Source organism: Acidovorax sp. (assembly GCF_027492855.1).
Classification (GTDB): domain Bacteria; phylum Pseudomonadota; class Gammaproteobacteria; order Burkholderiales; family Burkholderiaceae_C; genus Acidovorax.
Window position 1 is genome coordinate 193372 of sequence record NZ_JAPUDY010000099.1, and the last position, 15522, is coordinate 208893.

Here is a 15522-nt window from a genome sequence, read left to right on the forward strand (position 1 = left end):
CGTGCTCCGCTCAGGGCTTTTTGGTGTCGATCACGCCGCGCTGGATCTGGTCGCGCTCCAGCGACTCGAACAGCGCCTTGAAGTTGCCTTCGCCAAAACCGTCGCGGTAGTCGCCCTCGCGCTGGATGAACTCGAAGAACACCGGGCCCAGCATGGGGGTGGAGAAGATTTGCAGCAGCAGGCGCGGTGTGCCGTCGGCGGTGGTGCCGTCCAGCAAAATGCCGCGCGACTGCAGCTCGGGCACGGGCTGGCCGTGGCCGGGCAGGCGGGTGTCCAGATTGCCGTAATAGACATCGTTGGGCGCGGTGGCCAGCGGCACGCCAGCCAGGCCCAGCTTGTCCACCACTTCGAGCAGGTTGTCGCAGATCAGCGCGATGTGCTGGATGCCTTCGCCGTTGAACTGCATGAGGAACTCTTCGATCTGGCCGCCACCTTGCTTGGCTTCTTCGTTCAGCGGGATGCGGATCTTGCCGTCCGGCGCGGTCATGGCCTTGGAGGTGAGGCCCGTGTATTCGCCCTGGATGTCGAAGTAGCGGATTTCGCGGAAGCCGAACAGCTTCTCGTAGAAATTGGCCCAGAAGCCCATGCGACCCCGGTACACGTTGTGCGTGAGGTGGTCGATGAGGTTCAGGCCGTGGCCTGCAGGGCGGCGGTCCACACCGTCGATGAACTCGAAGTCGATGTCGTAGATGGACTTGCCGTCTTCAAAACGGTCGATCAGGTACAGCGGCGCGCCGCCAATGCCCTTGATGGCGGGCAGGCGCAGCTCCATGGGGCCGGTGGGGATTTCGATGGGCTGAGCGCCCAACTCCAGCGCGCGGTTGTAGGCCTTGTGTGCATCCTTCACGCGAAACGCCAGGCCGCAGGCCGAGGGGCCGTGCTCGGCGCCGAAATAGGCGGCCTGGCTGTGGGGTTCGCGGTTGAGGATGAAGTTGATGCCGTTCTGGCGGTACAGCACCACGTCCTTGGAGCGGTGCTTGGCCACGAGCGTGAAACCCAGCTTTTCAAACACCGCCTCCAGCACGCCGGGCGTGGGCGAGGTGAATTCGACGAACTCGAAGCCCATCAGGCCCATGGGGTTGTCCCAGGCTTCGAGTTGGGCGGTGGTTTGTTGCGGCAGTGCTGCGGTCATGGGGTGTCTCCGGCATTCGTTGTTGATGAATGTCATGAACTGTAGGCGCGTACTGCCTCATGTTTCTGGCGAAATCAAGTGTCATGAGGCATTGATTTGCAGGAATTTTGTGAATGATCAAATTTTGGCGCAAGTTGAAAGCGCGCTGCGACTGTTTTGATCCCGGCCAATAGCGTGCTGGCAGCACCTTCAATGCAAAAAGCGCCGCCAATCACGCCGAGCTTCGTGCGCCCCTAAAAGCAGACCGTGCCATCCACAACCGCCGCGCCGCACTGAGCGCTGACCCATCCCCTTGCCGCGGATTGTTTCGATATCCAGAACAGTCAGTTCGTGACTGAATGGTTTTTCTCTGAACTCCATCGGCGTACAGTTCAACCCATCGATGAGCCGAACCCGCAAGGCGACTCACCGAACCCAGGGTTGAGGCAGTTTTCTTAGTTGGTTTGCCCCTGGTTTTTTTGAGACGCTTTTTTAACTTTAAGGACTTTGATCATGAACACGACCGCACGTTTCCTCTCCATCGCCGCTGTTGCCGCTTTCGCTTCTTTCGGTGCCTACGCTGACGAAGCCGATGGCTCGCAATTCGCTACCCAGTTTGAAACCAACCGCACCCGCGCTGAAGTGGCTGCCGAAGCTTCTACCGTCGCCCAGACCCGCTCCATCGAGCCAGCCGGTTCGCGTGTGACGACATACCAATCCACGGCTGACCGCTCTGCCGTGCGTGCCCAGGCTGCCGAAGCCGTGCGCACGGGCCAGATTCCTTCGGGTGAGCTGGGCTAAGCCCTTTGCCCTCTGACTGTTGAGTTGAAGAACCCTATTTTTTGAATTTCACTGGAGTATCACCATGAACAAGACCGCACGTTTCCTCTCGCTCGCCGCTGTGGCTGCTTTCGCTTCTTTTGGCGCTATGGCCGATGAAGCCGATGGCTCGCAATTTGCCCTGCAGTTCGACACCAACCGCACCCGCGCTGAAGTGGCTGCCGAAGCCTCTACCGTGGCCCAGACCCGCAGCCAAGAACCTGCTGGTTCGCGTGTGGTGACTTATTCGTCCACGGCTGACCGCTCTGCCGTGCGTGCACTGGCTGCTGAGGCTGTGCGCACAGGCCAGATTCCTTCGGGCGAAATCGGCACCATCATGTAATTGAGGAATTGACGCAGTTGCGGGCCTTCCCATGGTGGTGGCATTTCACGGTCGTGGGTGCTGCTGCCATGGGGAGTGTTTTTAGCCCCCCGCACTGATGCCAAGCAGACTGGGCTTCCTTTGGGGAGCCCTTTTTGTTTGGGGGGATGGCCTCAGTGGCGCATGCTTCTATGGATGAATCTATTGCTATAGTATTGATAGCTGTTTGCGCTTGATAAATAAGCGGTAGAGCCCATTTTGATCACTAAACCCCAGAGCAACGCCATGGCGGGCTTCCGAGAGGCCGAAGACAAGCCTTGACTTCTGCATGTGCGCTCATGACCAAGCGGCTGCCGCGCGCGCCTTCATCGAGAAGAGAAGCGGGCGCCGAAGTTTCCGTGAATGGACGGCGCTGGCCGGGGACATGCCGCCTTCAGTAAGATCATCATCAGCATCGGTGGCTGCTGGCTGTCCACGCAGCCCTGTCCACGAACACGAACGAGGTACAGCATGACCCAACGCCACATCGACACCATCATCCCCGCCGACAGCGTGATCGACGACGGCGACATGCGTTTGTGGCGTGCGCTGCCCTTGCAGGAGCGCCCCTCGCTCGGCCCCTTCGTGTTCGCCGATCACTACCGGCACCAGAGCCGGCGCGGCATCGGTGACAAGCCGCATCCGCATGCCGGCATCGAGGTCATCAGTTACCTGCTGGACGGTGAGGTCGAGCACCGCGACAGCCTTGGCTTTCGCGACCACCTGGGCCCGCGCGACGCGCAGTTGATCCGCGCTGGTCGCGGCATGCTGCATGCCGAACAACCCGGCGGCGGGCGCCACGGCCTGCAGTTGTGGACCAGCCTGCCACCGGCGATGAAGTTTGTGGACCCCGCGTACACCTCGTTCCGGGCCGCGGACATTCCTGAAATCGAGCTGCCAGGCGCCGTCGTGCGTGTCATTGCGGGCACGGTCAACGCCGTGACGGGGCCGATGGTCACCGCAACGCCGACCGTGTTTGCGCATGTGCACCTGCAGGCGGGTGCGCGGGTCGAACTGGAGATCAGCGCCAGGGAGCTCGGTGCCTATGTGCTGGACGGCGCTATCGAAGGCCTGGGCGGCAAGGCCCTGAGACCGGGCGCGCTGGCAGTGTTTGGCCCTGGGGACCGGATCACCCTCACGGCGACACCAGAGCGCCCTGCCGATGTGGCGGTGCTCGGCGGCGTGCCGGTGGAGGGGGCGTTGGTGTTTGCAGGCCCGTTCGTGATGGACACGCCCGAACATGCCGAGCAGGCCCGGCGGGACTTCCTCAGCGGCAAGATGGGGCAGTTGGAAGGCGTTCCTTTTTGAGCCAGGTGGCCGTGCACCGGATACCGGGGGTAGAGGCGAGGTTCCGGTCTTGCTTTTCTCGCCCCTGGATTCACCGCGATGCGCTGAAGTTTTGTGCCAAAAATGGCCTCTAGCGCTTATCTATCAAGCGCAAATAGCTATCAATATAGTAGCATTGGGCTTGCGGCTACCTATTCACCTGCGCGCACGTCCAGGCCACGGCTCCGCCACTAGGACCCCGAGCCGCGGCTAGAGCCCGCGTTGAGTTTGCGCAAAGCCAAAGCCGCGTCGATGCGCTGCTGCTCTTCGGGTGAGAAGAGCTGCTGGCGCAGTTGCCGCAACGCGGGGCTTTGTTCGCCTTGTTGGGCGCGGGCCTCGCTGTACAGGTCCAGGCGCCGTTGCCAGTTTTGCTCTTCGCGGTCGAGCTGGGCCAGCGCGCGTGCGGCGGGCTCGCCATATTGCGCGCTGCGGGCAGCGTGGCGCGTGTAGTCGTCGGCGTTCTGGGCGTTGAAGGCGGCGGTCTGTGCGGCGGCGGCCATGTGTTCGGTAGCGGCACGGCGTTCGGCGCGGCGCTCTTGGGGCATCTCACTGTCAGCGGCCTGCAGCGCCTCGGCCCGCTGCGCGGGGGTGAGGCTTGGGTTGCGGGCGATCTCCAGGCGCGCCAGGGTGTAGCGGTCCAGCTCCGCCTCGCGGGCAAAAAGGGCGTCGTATTCGGCGTCGTCAAAAAACTGCAAACGCACCTTGTGGCGGGCCTCCATGGCATCGCGCAGAGCGCGCGGATCGGTCAAATCCTTCGGCGCACGCAATTGGCCCAGGGCCACGCGGTAGTCCACATAACGCTCGGCCATGGCCAGCGCACGCGTGGCCAGGTCTGGCGGAAAGTGCTTGCCGATCAGCCCGGCCAGGCGCTGCTTGAGCGTGGCCGGGTCGTCAGCGTCGCCCGCTTCGAACAGCAGGGCTTCAATCTTGTCGCGCAGGCCGGTGACCAGCAGCGGGTCGGTGGTGCCGCCTGCATTGCTGAGGTGGCGGCGCGCCAAAGTGTCGGCATCGACGTCGCGTTCGGACAATGACAGGCCTTGGGAGTCGGCCTGCACACCGGTCGGCCCCGCAGGCCGTCCACCCGCTCCGGGCCACGCCGCCGTGCCCATCAGCCACCAGACGATGGCCGCCGCAGCGGCCGCCAGGGCCGCTGCGGCGGCGGCGCGGGAACGGGGCGCCATTTTTTACAGGCCTTGTTGCTTGAGGCGGTTGGCGTGCTGGCGGTACAGCGTCACGGGGTCCGTGGCGAGCCAGTCGCGCAGGCCCAGCAGCTGATTGACTTCGTCCAGATGGTTCTGGCGGTAGTCGCCCAGGTGCTCGCCCAGACGCGATGAGCAGGCCGGCACCAGGCCGTCGTTGGGTTCGCCGAACACCAGGCCCAATACGCCGAGCAGGGCATCGCTGGGGTCCAGCACGTTGGTCACGGGCTGGATGCCTGTCCACGAGTAGTAGCGCACGCCGTTCACCAACGCAGGCCCGTTTCCGCAGTCGCTGGGGACGGCTTGTGGAAAGCGGCTGTTGAATTCAGCCAGGCCAGCCGTGGTGAGCGAGTTCAGCGCTCCTGCAGGCAGCTGAGGCAGGCCCGTGCCGCCAGAGACCAGGTTGATGAGCGCCGCAAGAGCGTAGTTTGCGCTGGTGGCAATGGCTGAGGCCACGGAGCCTTCTGGTGTGGCCTCGGCCACGAGATCGGCCACACGCGAGCCCCTGTTGTTGCCACCCACGGAGGTGACGGACGCCACCAATTCGGGTGCCACGCCTGCCACGTAGCGGACGGTGGTGGCGCCTTGTGAATGCCCGATCAGGTTGACTTTGGTTGCACCGGTCATGGCGATGATGGTCTTGACCTGGGTGAGTAGCTGCTCGCCCCGCACCTCGGAGCTGTTGACGGCCGACACTTGTGCCACATGGACCGTTGCGCCGCCTTGGCGCAGGGCATCGGGGATGCCGTAGAAATAGTCGATGCCCAAGGCGGAATCAAAACCGTAGATGCCGTGCACGAGCACGATGGGGTAGCGGGTCTGGGTGTAGTCGTTGCTTTGCGCTTGTGCAGGGGTGCCAATAAGCAGCACTGCGGCCGTGGTCGCGAGCGCAAGCCGCCGCAGCAGGCGGCTGAAAAATCCGATCATGTCTTTTCTCCGGTGATGTTGTGAATCGTTGTGACCGCAAAAAAATGGACGCGCGTTCTTTTTGCGGGGCCGATCTTGTTGTTTTGCCCGTAGAGCCACTACTAAGGTAAACCCTTGCTCGCGGAGAGGGCCATGAAGTGCGCCTGATTTCGTGAAATTTCGTGCTAGGGGCGGTATTGACGCACCAGGAAAAAACCATGCGAATCGCCGCGCCGTTTGCGTTTTCAACCTCGGGAGGCCTTGCAGTCCATCCCGATTCGCAGCGCACACTTGGCCTGCTCGGTTCGTGCAGCGACTCCCTGGACAATTTCAACCTGTACAAAACCACCCTGCGTCGCCTGCAGGGCATGGGCCGGGGGATGGCGACCTGCTGCGCGTTGCACGGCTGCTTCATCATGGGCACGCCGCTCAGGCCCCCGAGCGTGCGTGGCTGCAAGGCGCCTTGATCTTTTTTCAGGGTTTTCAGGGCTGCGTTGGGGCGCCATCGGGGATCAATGGATGCGCCGGAGCCGCAACGGGGGGTTAAGCGGGGGGTGATTTACGTACGCTGATCGCTATCGATGACTTGCTGCTTCGGGATGCGGGGGCAAGTTTTGCCCCTTTCCATCTCCTGCAAACCCATCGCTCCGCTCTAGGAGCCCGAGCTGTTGCCGGTGCCCGCGTTGAGCCTGCGCAATGCCAGGGCGGCGTCGATGCGCTGCTGCTCTTCGGGTGAGAAGAGCTGCTGGCGCAGTTGCCGCAACGCGGGGCTTTGTTCGCCTTGTTGGGCGCGGGCCTCGCTGTACAGGTCCAGGCGCCGTTGCCAGTTTTGCTCTTCGCGGTCGAGCTGGGCCAGCGCGCGTGCGGCGGGCTCGCCATATTGCGCGCTGCGGGCAGCGTGGCGCGTGTAGTCGTCGGCGTTCTGGGCGTTGAAGGCGGCGGTCTGTGCGGCGGCGGCCATGTGTTCGGTAGCGGCACGGCGTTCGGCGCGGCGCTCTTGGGGCATCTCACTGTCAGCGGCCTGCAGCGCCTCGGCCCGCTGCGCGGGGGTGAGGCTTGGGTTGCGGGCGATCTCCAGGCGCGCCAGGGTGTAGCGGTCCAGCTCCGCCTCGCGGGCAAAAAGGGCGTCGTATTCGGCGTCGTCAAAAAACTGCAAACGCACCTTGTGGCGGGCCTCCATGGCATCGCGCAGAGCGCGCGGATCGGTCAAATCCTTCGGCGCACGCAATTGGCCCAGGGCCACGCGGTAGTCCACATAACGCTCGGCCATGGCCAGCGCACGCGTGGCCAGGTCTGGCGGAAAGTGCTTGCCGATCAGCCCGGCCAGGCGCTGCTTGAGCGTGGCCGGGTCGTCAGCGTCGCCCGCTTCGAACAGCAGGGCTTCAATCTTGTCGCGCAGGCCGGTGACCAGCAGCGGGTCGGCTGTGGTGCCGCCTGCGTTGGCGGTGCGGCGGGCGAAGGTGCCCGTATCCGCACCCTGCGCAGGTGTTTGCAAGCCTTGGGTGCCGGTCGGCGCGGTGGCCGCGCCGACCGGTCCCTCGGACCGCTCCCCCGCTCCGGGCCATGCCCCCGAGCCCGCCAGCCACCAGACCACGGCGGCCGAGGCGATGGTGAGGGCCACGGCGGCTGCCGCCCAGGCGCGAGAGCGTATTACTGCCATGGCTTACAGGCCTTGTTGCTTGAGGCGGTTGGCGTGCTGGCGATACAGCGTCACGGGGTCGGTCGAGAACCAGTCACGCAGGCCGAGCAACTGGTTCACCTCGTCCAGATGGTTCTGGCGGTAGTCGCCCAGGTGTTTGCCCAGGCGTGACGAGCAGGCCGACACCAGGCCGTCATTGGCCTCGCCGAACACCAGGCTCAGCACGCTGAGCAGGCCGTCGCTGGCGTCGAGCACGTTGGTCAGGGGCTTGGTGCCCGTCCACGAGTAGTAGCGCACGCCGTTGACCAGCTCGGCCCCGCTGCCACAGCCGCTGGGCACGGCCTGCGGAAAGCGGCTATTGAAGGCCGCCGAACCCGCAGTGGTGAGCGAGTTCATGGCCGCCGTGGGCGCCTGGGGCAGGCCCGAGCCGCCAGAGACCAGGTTGATGAGTGTCACCAGCGCCGTTGCCGCGCCATTGGCCAGGGTCTCCGACACGGAGCCCGCAGGCGCCACGCCGCGCACGATGTCGGCCACGCGCGAACCCTTGTTCACGCCGCCGATGGAGGTGACGGACGCAACCAGTTGCGGTGCCACGCCCGCCACATAGCGGGTGGTGGGGCCGCCGTGCGAGTGCCCGATCAGGTTGACCTTGGGCGCGCCGGTCATGGCCATGATGGTCTTGACCTGGGCCAACAGTTGTTCGCCCCGCACCTCGGTGCTGTTGGCCGCCGACACCTGGGCCACATAGACCTTTGCGCCGCTCTGGCGCAGGGCATCGGGGATGCCGTAGAAGTAGTCGATGCCCAGGGCAGAATCAAAGCCGAAAAGCCCGTGCACGAGCACGATGGGGTAGCGGGTCTGGGTGTAGCCGCTTTGTGCCTGCGCAGGGGCGCCCACAAGCAGCAGTGCGGCCGTGCCCGCCAGCGCGAGTCGCCGCAGCAGGCGGCTGAAAAATCCGTTCATGTGTTTGTCTCCGTTGATGTGGTTTTTTATGTGCGCAAAAACGAACGGTCGTTCTATTTTGCGAGATCAATTTTTGTATTGCACCCGCCGAGCCACTATCGGGACATACCCGTGCCCGCGCCAAAGGCTGCACCAAGTGCGCGTAGTTCCGTAAAATCCTGCGTCATGACCGGTATCAACGCACTCGACAAGCTGGACAGGGCCATCCTGCGCCGCCTGCAAGACAACGGGCGCGAAACCTATGACGTCATCGGTGAGCAGGTAGGCCTGTCGCCCAGCGCCGTGCTGCGCCGCGTCAAGCGGTTGGAAGACAGCGGCGTGATTCACCGCTACGTGGCCCTGGTGCAGCCCGAAGCCGTGGGCCTGGGCCTTACGGCCTACCTCAACGTGCGGCTCGAAAAGCACACCGAAAGCCACAAGCGCAACCCCATGGACCTGTTCCGCGCCAGCGTGCAGACCTGGCCCGAGGTGGTGGAGTGCGCGTCGCTCACGGGCGAGATGGATTACCTGCTGCGTGTGGTGGTGGCCGACATGGCGCACTACAGCCGTTTCATCATGGACACACTGCTCAAGCACCCCAGCGTGCAGGACTGCAAGACCAGTTTTGTGCTCGACCGCGTGAAGGCGACCACGGCGGTACCGGTGTGAGTGGGTGGCTGCACGGGGCTGAACTGCAGCGCACCTGGTGTGGGAGGGCTGGCGGGGCTGTGAAATGCTCTGATATTGAGAGCAAAAAAGCCAATTACCACCAGCGCTATGCCCTATTTTCTTTGGTTTTTGAGGAGGGTCACTATTTTGTTGCAGCGCAACAAAATAGGCTGGAAATGACCAGGGAAAACCCTTACAGTACATGCCATGTTAGCAACCAAAGACTGGCTCAAGGCATCCTGGTACGCCGGCCGGGACATGCTGCGCCCGATGACGGGCAGCCCTTCCTCTACCGGTGACGTCCGTACCAAGCAGGAGGTGCCCGTGATGGTTCCTATCCGCGCCCTGGGGCCCACGTACCGTGAGCGGATTGCCCTGCATCTGCTTCAGCTGGAGCCCGAAGACCGCTATCTGCGTTTTGGCTACGCCGCCAATGACGATCAGATCCGCCGCTACGCCGAGCACCTTGATTTCGATCGCGACGAGATCTTTGGCATCTACAACCGCCGCCTCGAGCTGATTGCCATGGCGCATCTGGCTTTTTCCGAGCACCCCGAGCACAAACACTGCGCCGAGTTCGGTGTGTCGGTGCTCAAGCAAGCCCGTGGCCGTGGCTTTGGCGCCCGCTTGTTCGAGCGTGCCGTGATGCATGCCCGCAACGAAGGCGTGAACATGGTGTTCATCCATGCGCTGTCTGAAAACACGGCCATGCTCAAGATCGCCCGCAACGCCGGTGCCACGGTGCGCCGCGACGGCTCGGAGTCCGAGGCCTATCTGCAGTTGCCGCCCGCCAGCTTCGATACGCGCATGGCCGAGATCGTGGAGCAGCAGTACGCCGAGGTGGATTACCAGCTCAAGAAGCAGGCCAAGCAGTTCTGGGACTTTCTGGCTGGCGTGCAGGAAGTACGCAGCGGCGTGCAGAAAGCGCGCCACCAGTCGGCCGAGTAAGGGCTCGGGCCTGCGCCTGCGTGCAGGCCCGTGTCACCACAATCCGCTATCCTAGGGGCTTGATCCACTACCGCACGTCCTGCCTCCACGACAGTGTCTGATCCGCACCCCGGGCGACCGCCCGAAAAGGAAGACAAGCGCACCTTTCTGCAGAAAGTGGCCGAGTTCATTCACCCTGGGCCAGATTCCACGGAAGAACTCATTGGTACCCTGGCCGAGGCCGAAGACAACGAGGTCATTGGCGCCGAGTCGCGTGTGATGCTGGAGCGCGTCATCCGCATGGCTGACATGACGGCGGGCGACGTGATGGTGGCCGCGCCCCGCATGGACCTCGTCAACATCGACGCGCCTTACGACGAGATGCTGAACCTGGTCATCAACACCGCGCATTCGCGGTTTCCGGTGTACCAGGGCGAGCGCGAGAACATCATTGGCATCCTCATGGCCAAAGACCTGCTCAAGCTGCAGCGGGCGCCCGAGCTGAACATCCGCGCGCTGCTGCGCCCGGCGGTGTTTGTGCCCGAGAGCAAGGGCCTGAACGACCTGCTGCGCGAGTTCCGGGGCAACCGCAACCACCTGGCCATCGTGATCGACGAGTTCGGCCGCATGGCCGGGATCGTCACCATCGAGGACGTGCTCGAACAGATCGTGGGCGAGATCGAGGACGAGTTCGACATCCCCGAGGACGACGGCGACATCTTCGGCCTGGCCGACCGCACCTACCGCGTGAGCGGCGACACCTCCGTCGAGCGGGTCTGCGAAGCCTTCGACACCGTGATCCACTGCAGCGACCCCGACGAGGACTTCGACACCATCGGTGGCCTGATCGCCCACGAAATGGGCCATGTGCCCAAGCGTGGCGAGCACCTGCAACTGGGCGGCCTGCACTTCGTGGTGCTGCACACCAAGGGCGGCGCCGTGCGCTGGTTCAAGGTGTCCAAGGTCGAAGACAGCGGCAGCAGCGGCAACCACCACAGCGCTGGCGGTTGATGTCGCGGGCCGCTTTGTTGACGATGCGCTGGCCGCTGCAGGTGCTGCTTGCGCTGGCTGCTGGGCTGGCGCAGGCGGCGTCGCTGGCCTGGCCCTGGAGCGGCGAGCCCCTGTGGTGGCTGCAACTGGCCTCAATGGCCGTGTTGGCCTGGCTGGTGCGGCCAGGGGCGGGCGTGGCGATCCCTTGGCGGCGCGGTGCGCTCATCGGCGGGGTGTTTGCCGTGGCATGGCTATCAGGCACTTTCTGGTGGCTGTTTATTTCGATGCATACCTACGGCGGCCTGCCCGCGCCGCTGGCGGTGGCCGCGGTGTTGGGGCTGGCGGCCTTTCTGGGCAGCTACTATGCCGCTGCCTTGGCATTGTTTTGCCGCTTTGCGACCGTCCATAAAGCGGGAGCAGCTATTCTTTTCGGAGCGCTCTGGCTGTCGGCGGAGCTGGCGCGGGGCATCTGGTGGACGGGCTTCCCCTGGGGCGCTGGCGGCTATGCGCATGTTGATGGCCCCCTGGCGGCGCTGGCGCGCTATGTGGGCGTGTATGGCATCGGGGCGGTGGCTGCCGTGCTGGCAATGTGGGCGGTGCAGGTGCGCAGCCCCGACCTGCGCCGTGGGCGCCTGTGGGCGCTGCTGCTGGTGTTGGGCGCGGCGCTGGCCCTGGCCACGGCAGACCGTTTTTGCGCCGTGAACCTTTGCTACACCCCCCTGCAGCACCCGCCACCGGCCCTGAGCCTGGAGCTGCTGCAGGGCAATATTCCGCAAGACGAAAAGTTCCAGTCCGGCAGCGGCGTGCCGTTGGCGCTGAAGTGGTACGCAGAGGCGCTGCACAGCGCCAAGGCCGACCTGGTGGTGGCGCCCGAAACCGCCATTCCGCTGCTGCCCCAGCAGCTTATTCCGGGTTACCTGGAAGGCATCCAGCAGCGCTATGCGCAAGGTAAACAGGCGGCGCTGGTGGGTATTCCGCTGGGCGATGAAGCGGTGGGCTACACCAACTCGGTGCTGGGCATGAGCACCGCCACGCAAGCTGGCCCCTACCGCTACGACAAGCACCACCTGGTGCCGTTTGGCGAGTTCATTCCGCCGTTTTTCAGGTGGTTCACGGCCATGATGAACATCCCGCTGGGCGACTTCAACCGGGGCGCCGTGGGGCAGCCATCGTTTGCGTGGGCGGGCCAGCGCATTGCGCCCAACATCTGCTACGAGGATTTGTTTGGCGAAGAACTGGGCGCGCGTTTCATCGACCCGGCCCAGGCGCCCACGGTGTTCGTCAATTTCAGCAACATCGGCTGGTTTGGCGACTCGCTGGCCATCGACCAGCACCTGCACATCAGCCGCATGCGGGCGCTGGAGTTCGAGCGCCCCATGGTGCGCGCGACCAACACCGGCGCCACCGCCATCATCGACCACCGGGGCGTGGTCACGCACCAGCTGGCGCGCCACACGCGGGGCGTGCTCAAGGGCGAGGTGCAGGGCCGGGGGCTCAGCGCGGACAGCGGCTGGGCGATCACACCCTATGCATGGTGGGTGGCCCGCTGGGGGCTGTGGCCGCTGTGGGCGCTGGGGGGGCTGGCGCTGGTGTGGGCCATGGTGGCGCGCAGGGTCCGCACGGTGCGCGGCCATTGATCCAGGTCAGGCGCCGCCGGGCTGCGCGAAGGGCTTGGCAAATGCTTCTTTAGAGCTGGCTCTCTATGCCTTGATAATAGAGCCCTGCAAGCGGGGGCTTGTTTTTGCGTACACGATGATTTGAGGCGGGGCACCCGCCGTTCTGGAGCACGACTGAAAATGGCAGATTCCTTTTCCTACGAACAACTGATCGCCTCGGGCGAGGGCCGGCTGTTCGGCGCTGACAGCGGGCGTCTGCCGCTGCCACCCATGCTGATGTTTGACCGCATCACGCACATCGACAGCGATGGCGGCGCGCATGGTTTGGGAAAGATCGTCGCCGAACTCGACGTCAAGCCCGATCTGTGGTTTTTTGCCTGCCACTTCCAGGGCGACCCCGTCATGCCGGGTTGCCTGGGCCTGGACGCCATGTGGCAGCTCATTGGTTTCTACCTCACCTGGCTGCAACTGCCCGGCCGTGGCCGCGCCTTGGGTGCGGGCGAGGTCAAATTCACCGGCGAAGTCGGCCCGGACGTGAAACGCGTCACGTATGAGATCGACATCAAGCGTGTGATCAAGCGCAAGCTGGTCATGGCCATTGGCGATGCCCGCCTGCTGGCCGATGGCAAGGAAATCTACGTGGCCAATGACCTGCGCGTGGGCTTGTTCAAGCGCGAGGGTGACGACAAGGACGCAGCATGACCAGCAGCAAAAAGCGTGTAGTCATCACGGGCGCGGGCATCGTCTCGTGCATCGGCAACGACCTGGCCACCGTCGAAGCCTCGCTGCGTGCGGGCAAGAGCGGCATCAAGGCCATCGAGAAATTCACCGAGCTGGGCCTGCGCAGCCAGGTAGGCGGCGCCCCTGATATCGATATCGAAGCGCGCATCGACCGCAAGCAACTGCGCTTCATGGGCGACGCGGCAGCCTATGCCCAGATTGCGCTCGAAGACGCCATCAAGCAGGCGGGCCTCACGCCCGAACAGGTCAGCCACCCACGCACCGGCCTCATCATGGGCTCGGGCGGCGGCTCGCCCGCCAACCAGATCGAAGCGGCCGACACGCTGCGCGAAAAAGGCATCCGCCGCGTGGGGCCGTACCAGGTCACGCGCTGCATGAGCTCCACCGTGTCCGCCTGCCTGGCGACCAACTTCAAGGTCAAGGGCATCAACTACTCCATCACCTCGGCCTGCTCCACCTCGGCCCACTGCATCGGCGCTGCGGCGCAGCAGATCGCCTGGGGCATGCAGGACGTGATGTTTGCGGGCGGCGGCGAAGAGCTCTCCTGGGGCATGTCGCTGCTGTTCGACGGCATGGGCGCCATGTCCAGCAAGTACAACGCCACGCCCGAGAAAGCCTCGCGCGCCTACGACGCCAACCGCGACGGTTTCGTGATCGCGGGCGGCGGCGGCGCCGTGGTGCTGGAGAGCCTGGAGCACGCCCAGGCACGCGGCGCCACCATCCTGGCCGAAGTGATCGGCTTTGGCGCCACCAGCGACGGCGAAGACATGGTGGCCCCCTCGGGCGACGGCGCCATTGCCTGCATGCAGCAGGCCATGGAAGGGCTCGACGCCCCCATCGACTACATCAACACCCACGGTACCTCCACGCCCGTGGGCGACATGCAGGAAGTGCGCGCCATGCAGGCGCTGTTTGGCGACAAGGTGCCCCCGTTTTCGTCCACCAAGTCGCTCACCGGCCACTCGCTGGGCGCCACGGGCGTGCAAGAGACCATCTACTGCATGATCATGCTCAACAAGGGCTTTATCGCGGGCTCGGCCAACGTCGAAACGCCCGACCCCGCGCTGGGCACCATGCCGCTGGTGACACAAACGCGCGACGCACAGCTCACCACCGTGCTCTCCAACAGCTTCGGCTTTGGCGGCACCAACGCCAGCCTGGTGCTGCGCCGCTGGGAGCCATGACAACCTGAGCAATTCTGGTTGCTATCAAAACGGGAGCTGCTTGCGCTTTATGGATAAGCGCTAGCAGCTCTTTTTGTTGATAGATATCGAAGACGGGCGCGGCTCGTAAAATGAAGGGTTCGCGCGCAGCATTGGGCGCACCCATTACCTACCGCGCATGGCCTTGCTGCCATGCCAGACACACGCATGTTGACCTTCCAGCAAATCATTCTCAAGCTGCAGTCCTACTGGGATGCCCAGGGCTGCGCCCTTTTGCAACCCTATGACATGGAAGTGGGCGCGGGCACCTCGCACACCGCCACCTTCCTGCGCGCCATCGGCCCCGAGCCCTGGAAGGCCGCCTACGTGCAGCCCAGCCGCCGCCCCAAGGACGGCCGTTACGGCGAGAACCCCAACCGCCTGCAGCACTACTACCAATACCAGGTGGTCTTGAAGCCCGCACCGGCCAACATTCTGGAGCTGTACCTGGGCAGCCTCGAAGCCCTGGGCTTCGATCTCAAGAAAAACGACATCCGCTTTGTGGAAGACGACTGGGAGAACCCCACGCTGGGCGCCTGGGGTCTGGGCTGGGAGGTCTGGCTCAACGGTATGGAAGTGACGCAGTTCACCTACTTCCAGCAGGTGGGTGGCATCGACTGCAAGCCCGCCACGGGCGAGATCACCTACGGCCTGGAGCGCTTGGCCATGTACCTGCAGGGCGTGGACAACGTCTACAACCTGAAGTGGACCGACACCCTGAGCTACGGCGACGTGTACAAACAAAACGAGGTGGAGCAGTCCACCTACAACTTCGAGCACAGCGACGCCGACTTCTTGTTCACCGCCTTCAACGCGCACGAAAAGCAGGCCAAGTACCTGATGGAGCAGCAGCTCGCGCTGCCCGCCTACGAGCAGGTGCTCAAGGCCGCGCACAGCTTCAACCTGCTGGATGCCCGCGGCGCCATCAGCGTGACCGAACGCGCCGCCTACATCGGCCGCATCCGCAACCTGGCCCGTGCCGTGGCACAAAGCTACTACGAGAGCCGCGAGCGCCTGGGTTTCCCCATGGCGCCGCGTGAGTGGGTGGAACAGATGACGAAGAAGGCTGCGTGA

At 64.2% G+C, this 15522-nt stretch carries 16 protein-coding genes; 11 read left to right on the plus strand and 5 right to left on the minus strand.

What is annotated here, in order from left to right; genetic code table 11:
• Positions 1-10 precede the first annotated feature (10 nt).
• A complete protein-coding gene (hppD, locus tag Q0105_RS19225; protein WP_298214078.1) occupies positions 11-1132 on the minus strand; it encodes a 4-hydroxyphenylpyruvate dioxygenase in 1122 nt (373 codons plus the stop codon).
• Positions 1133-1624: 492 nt separating this feature from the next.
• On the opposite strand from hppD, the gene Q0105_RS19230 reads away from it, so the two are divergent.
• The 3 genes from Q0105_RS19230 to Q0105_RS19240 all read left to right on the plus strand — a co-directional run bounded on the left by Q0105_RS19230 (position 1625) and on the right by Q0105_RS19240 (position 3599).
• Positions 1625-1912 (plus strand): DUF4148 domain-containing protein, encoded by a 288-nt coding sequence (locus Q0105_RS19230; RefSeq protein ID WP_298207743.1) that lies wholly within the window; start codon positions 1625-1627, stop codon positions 1910-1912.
• 64 nt (positions 1913-1976) lie between these two features.
• Entirely contained in the window at positions 1977-2273 is a 297-nt protein-coding gene (locus Q0105_RS19235; RefSeq protein ID WP_298211681.1) for a DUF4148 domain-containing protein, read from the plus strand.
• Between the two features lie 489 nt (positions 2274-2762).
• Complete coding sequence (locus Q0105_RS19240) at positions 2763-3599, plus strand: pirin family protein (RefSeq protein ID WP_298214080.1); 837 nt, start codon at positions 2763-2765, stop codon at positions 3597-3599.
• Between the two features lie 209 nt (positions 3600-3808).
• On the opposite strand, the gene Q0105_RS19245 is transcribed toward Q0105_RS19240, so the two are convergent.
• Both Q0105_RS19245 and Q0105_RS19250 read right to left on the minus strand, forming a co-directional pair.
• Positions 3809-4798 carry a lipase secretion chaperone gene (locus Q0105_RS19245; RefSeq protein WP_298214082.1) on the minus strand — a complete coding sequence of 330 codons (990 nt, stop codon included), beginning with the start codon at positions 4796-4798 and terminating at the stop codon, positions 3809-3811.
• 3 nt (positions 4799-4801) lie between these two features.
• Positions 4802-5743 carry a triacylglycerol lipase gene (locus Q0105_RS19250; protein WP_298214084.1) on the minus strand — a complete coding sequence of 314 codons (942 nt, stop codon included), beginning with the start codon at positions 5741-5743 and terminating at the stop codon, positions 4802-4804.
• A gap of 197 nt (positions 5744-5940) precedes the next feature.
• Here Q0105_RS19250 and Q0105_RS19255 point away from each other — a divergent pair, with 197 nt between their 5' ends.
• Positions 5941-6189 carry a hypothetical protein gene (locus tag Q0105_RS19255; protein WP_298214086.1) on the plus strand — a complete coding sequence of 83 codons (249 nt, stop codon included), beginning with the start codon at positions 5941-5943 and terminating at the stop codon, positions 6187-6189.
• Positions 6190-6374: 185 nt separating this feature from the next.
• Here Q0105_RS19255 and Q0105_RS19260 read toward each other — a convergent pair whose 3' ends face one another.
• Positions 6375-7382, minus strand: coding sequence for a lipase secretion chaperone (locus Q0105_RS19260; protein ID WP_298214088.1), 1008 nt, complete (start codon positions 7380-7382; stop codon positions 6375-6377).
• 3 nt (positions 7383-7385) lie between these two features.
• Positions 7386-8324, minus strand: coding sequence for a triacylglycerol lipase (locus tag Q0105_RS19265; RefSeq protein ID WP_298214090.1), 939 nt, complete (start codon positions 8322-8324; stop codon positions 7386-7388).
• 165 nt (positions 8325-8489) lie between these two features.
• On the opposite strand from Q0105_RS19265, the gene Q0105_RS19270 reads away from it, so the two are divergent.
• The 7 genes from Q0105_RS19270 (at position 8490) to glyQ (ending at position 15522) form a co-directional block, all read left to right on the plus strand.
• On the plus strand, positions 8490-8972 hold the full coding sequence (locus tag Q0105_RS19270) for an Lrp/AsnC family transcriptional regulator (RefSeq protein WP_298214092.1): 483 nt from the start codon (positions 8490-8492) through the stop codon (positions 8970-8972).
• Between the two features lie 207 nt (positions 8973-9179).
• On the plus strand, positions 9180-9920 hold the full coding sequence (locus Q0105_RS19275) for a GNAT family N-acetyltransferase (protein ID WP_298214094.1): 741 nt from the start codon (positions 9180-9182) through the stop codon (positions 9918-9920).
• Between the two features lie 93 nt (positions 9921-10013).
• The gene (locus Q0105_RS19280) at positions 10014-10910 is read left to right on the plus strand and encodes a transporter associated domain-containing protein (RefSeq protein WP_298214096.1); all 897 of its coding nucleotides are present in this window, start codon (positions 10014-10016) and stop codon (positions 10908-10910) included.
• On the plus strand, positions 10910-12526 hold the full coding sequence (gene lnt, locus Q0105_RS19285) for an apolipoprotein N-acyltransferase (protein WP_298214098.1): 1617 nt from the start codon (positions 10910-10912) through the stop codon (positions 12524-12526). Before Q0105_RS19280 ends, lnt begins: the two co-directional genes overlap by 1 nt.
• Before the next feature lie 159 nt (positions 12527-12685).
• Complete coding sequence (gene fabA / locus Q0105_RS19290) at positions 12686-13207, plus strand: 3-hydroxyacyl-[acyl-carrier-protein] dehydratase FabA (RefSeq protein ID WP_063459951.1); 522 nt, start codon at positions 12686-12688, stop codon at positions 13205-13207.
• On the plus strand, positions 13204-14430 hold the full coding sequence (gene fabB / locus Q0105_RS19295) for a beta-ketoacyl-ACP synthase I (protein WP_298214102.1): 1227 nt from the start codon (positions 13204-13206) through the stop codon (positions 14428-14430). The genes fabA and fabB overlap by 4 nt, the downstream gene beginning before the upstream one ends.
• 186 nt (positions 14431-14616) lie before the next feature.
• Positions 14617-15522, plus strand: coding sequence for a glycine--tRNA ligase subunit alpha (gene glyQ, locus Q0105_RS19300; protein WP_010462637.1), 906 nt, complete (start codon positions 14617-14619; stop codon positions 15520-15522).

Coding starts and splice junctions, on each gene's coding strand:
- Q0105_RS19245 (WP_298214082.1), bottom strand. CDS start 4,798: ATGGCGCCCCGTTCCCGCGCCGCCGCCGCAGCGGCCCTGGCGGCCGCT.
- Q0105_RS19255 (WP_298214086.1), top strand. CDS start 5,941: ATGCGAATCGCCGCGCCGTTTGCGTTTTCAACCTCGGGAGGCCTTGCA.
- Q0105_RS19230 (WP_298207743.1), top strand. CDS start 1,625: ATGAACACGACCGCACGTTTCCTCTCCATCGCCGCTGTTGCCGCTTTC.
- hppD (WP_298214078.1), bottom strand. CDS start 1,132: ATGACCGCAGCACTGCCGCAACAAACCACCGCCCAACTCGAAGCCTGG.
- fabA (WP_063459951.1), top strand. CDS start 12,686: ATGGCAGATTCCTTTTCCTACGAACAACTGATCGCCTCGGGCGAGGGC.
- Q0105_RS19260 (WP_298214088.1), bottom strand. CDS start 7,382: ATGGCAGTAATACGCTCTCGCGCCTGGGCGGCAGCCGCCGTGGCCCTC.
- fabB (WP_298214102.1), top strand. CDS start 13,204: ATGACCAGCAGCAAAAAGCGTGTAGTCATCACGGGCGCGGGCATCGTC.
- lnt (WP_298214098.1), top strand. CDS start 10,910: ATGTCGCGGGCCGCTTTGTTGACGATGCGCTGGCCGCTGCAGGTGCTG.
- Q0105_RS19250 (WP_298214084.1), bottom strand. CDS start 5,743: ATGATCGGATTTTTCAGCCGCCTGCTGCGGCGGCTTGCGCTCGCGACC.
- glyQ (WP_010462637.1), top strand. CDS start 14,617: ATGTTGACCTTCCAGCAAATCATTCTCAAGCTGCAGTCCTACTGGGAT.
- Q0105_RS19240 (WP_298214080.1), top strand. CDS start 2,763: ATGACCCAACGCCACATCGACACCATCATCCCCGCCGACAGCGTGATC.
- Q0105_RS19235 (WP_298211681.1), top strand. CDS start 1,977: ATGAACAAGACCGCACGTTTCCTCTCGCTCGCCGCTGTGGCTGCTTTC.
- Q0105_RS19265 (WP_298214090.1), bottom strand. CDS start 8,324: ATGAACGGATTTTTCAGCCGCCTGCTGCGGCGACTCGCGCTGGCGGGC.
- Q0105_RS19270 (WP_298214092.1), top strand. CDS start 8,490: ATGACCGGTATCAACGCACTCGACAAGCTGGACAGGGCCATCCTGCGC.
- Q0105_RS19275 (WP_298214094.1), top strand. CDS start 9,180: ATGTTAGCAACCAAAGACTGGCTCAAGGCATCCTGGTACGCCGGCCGG.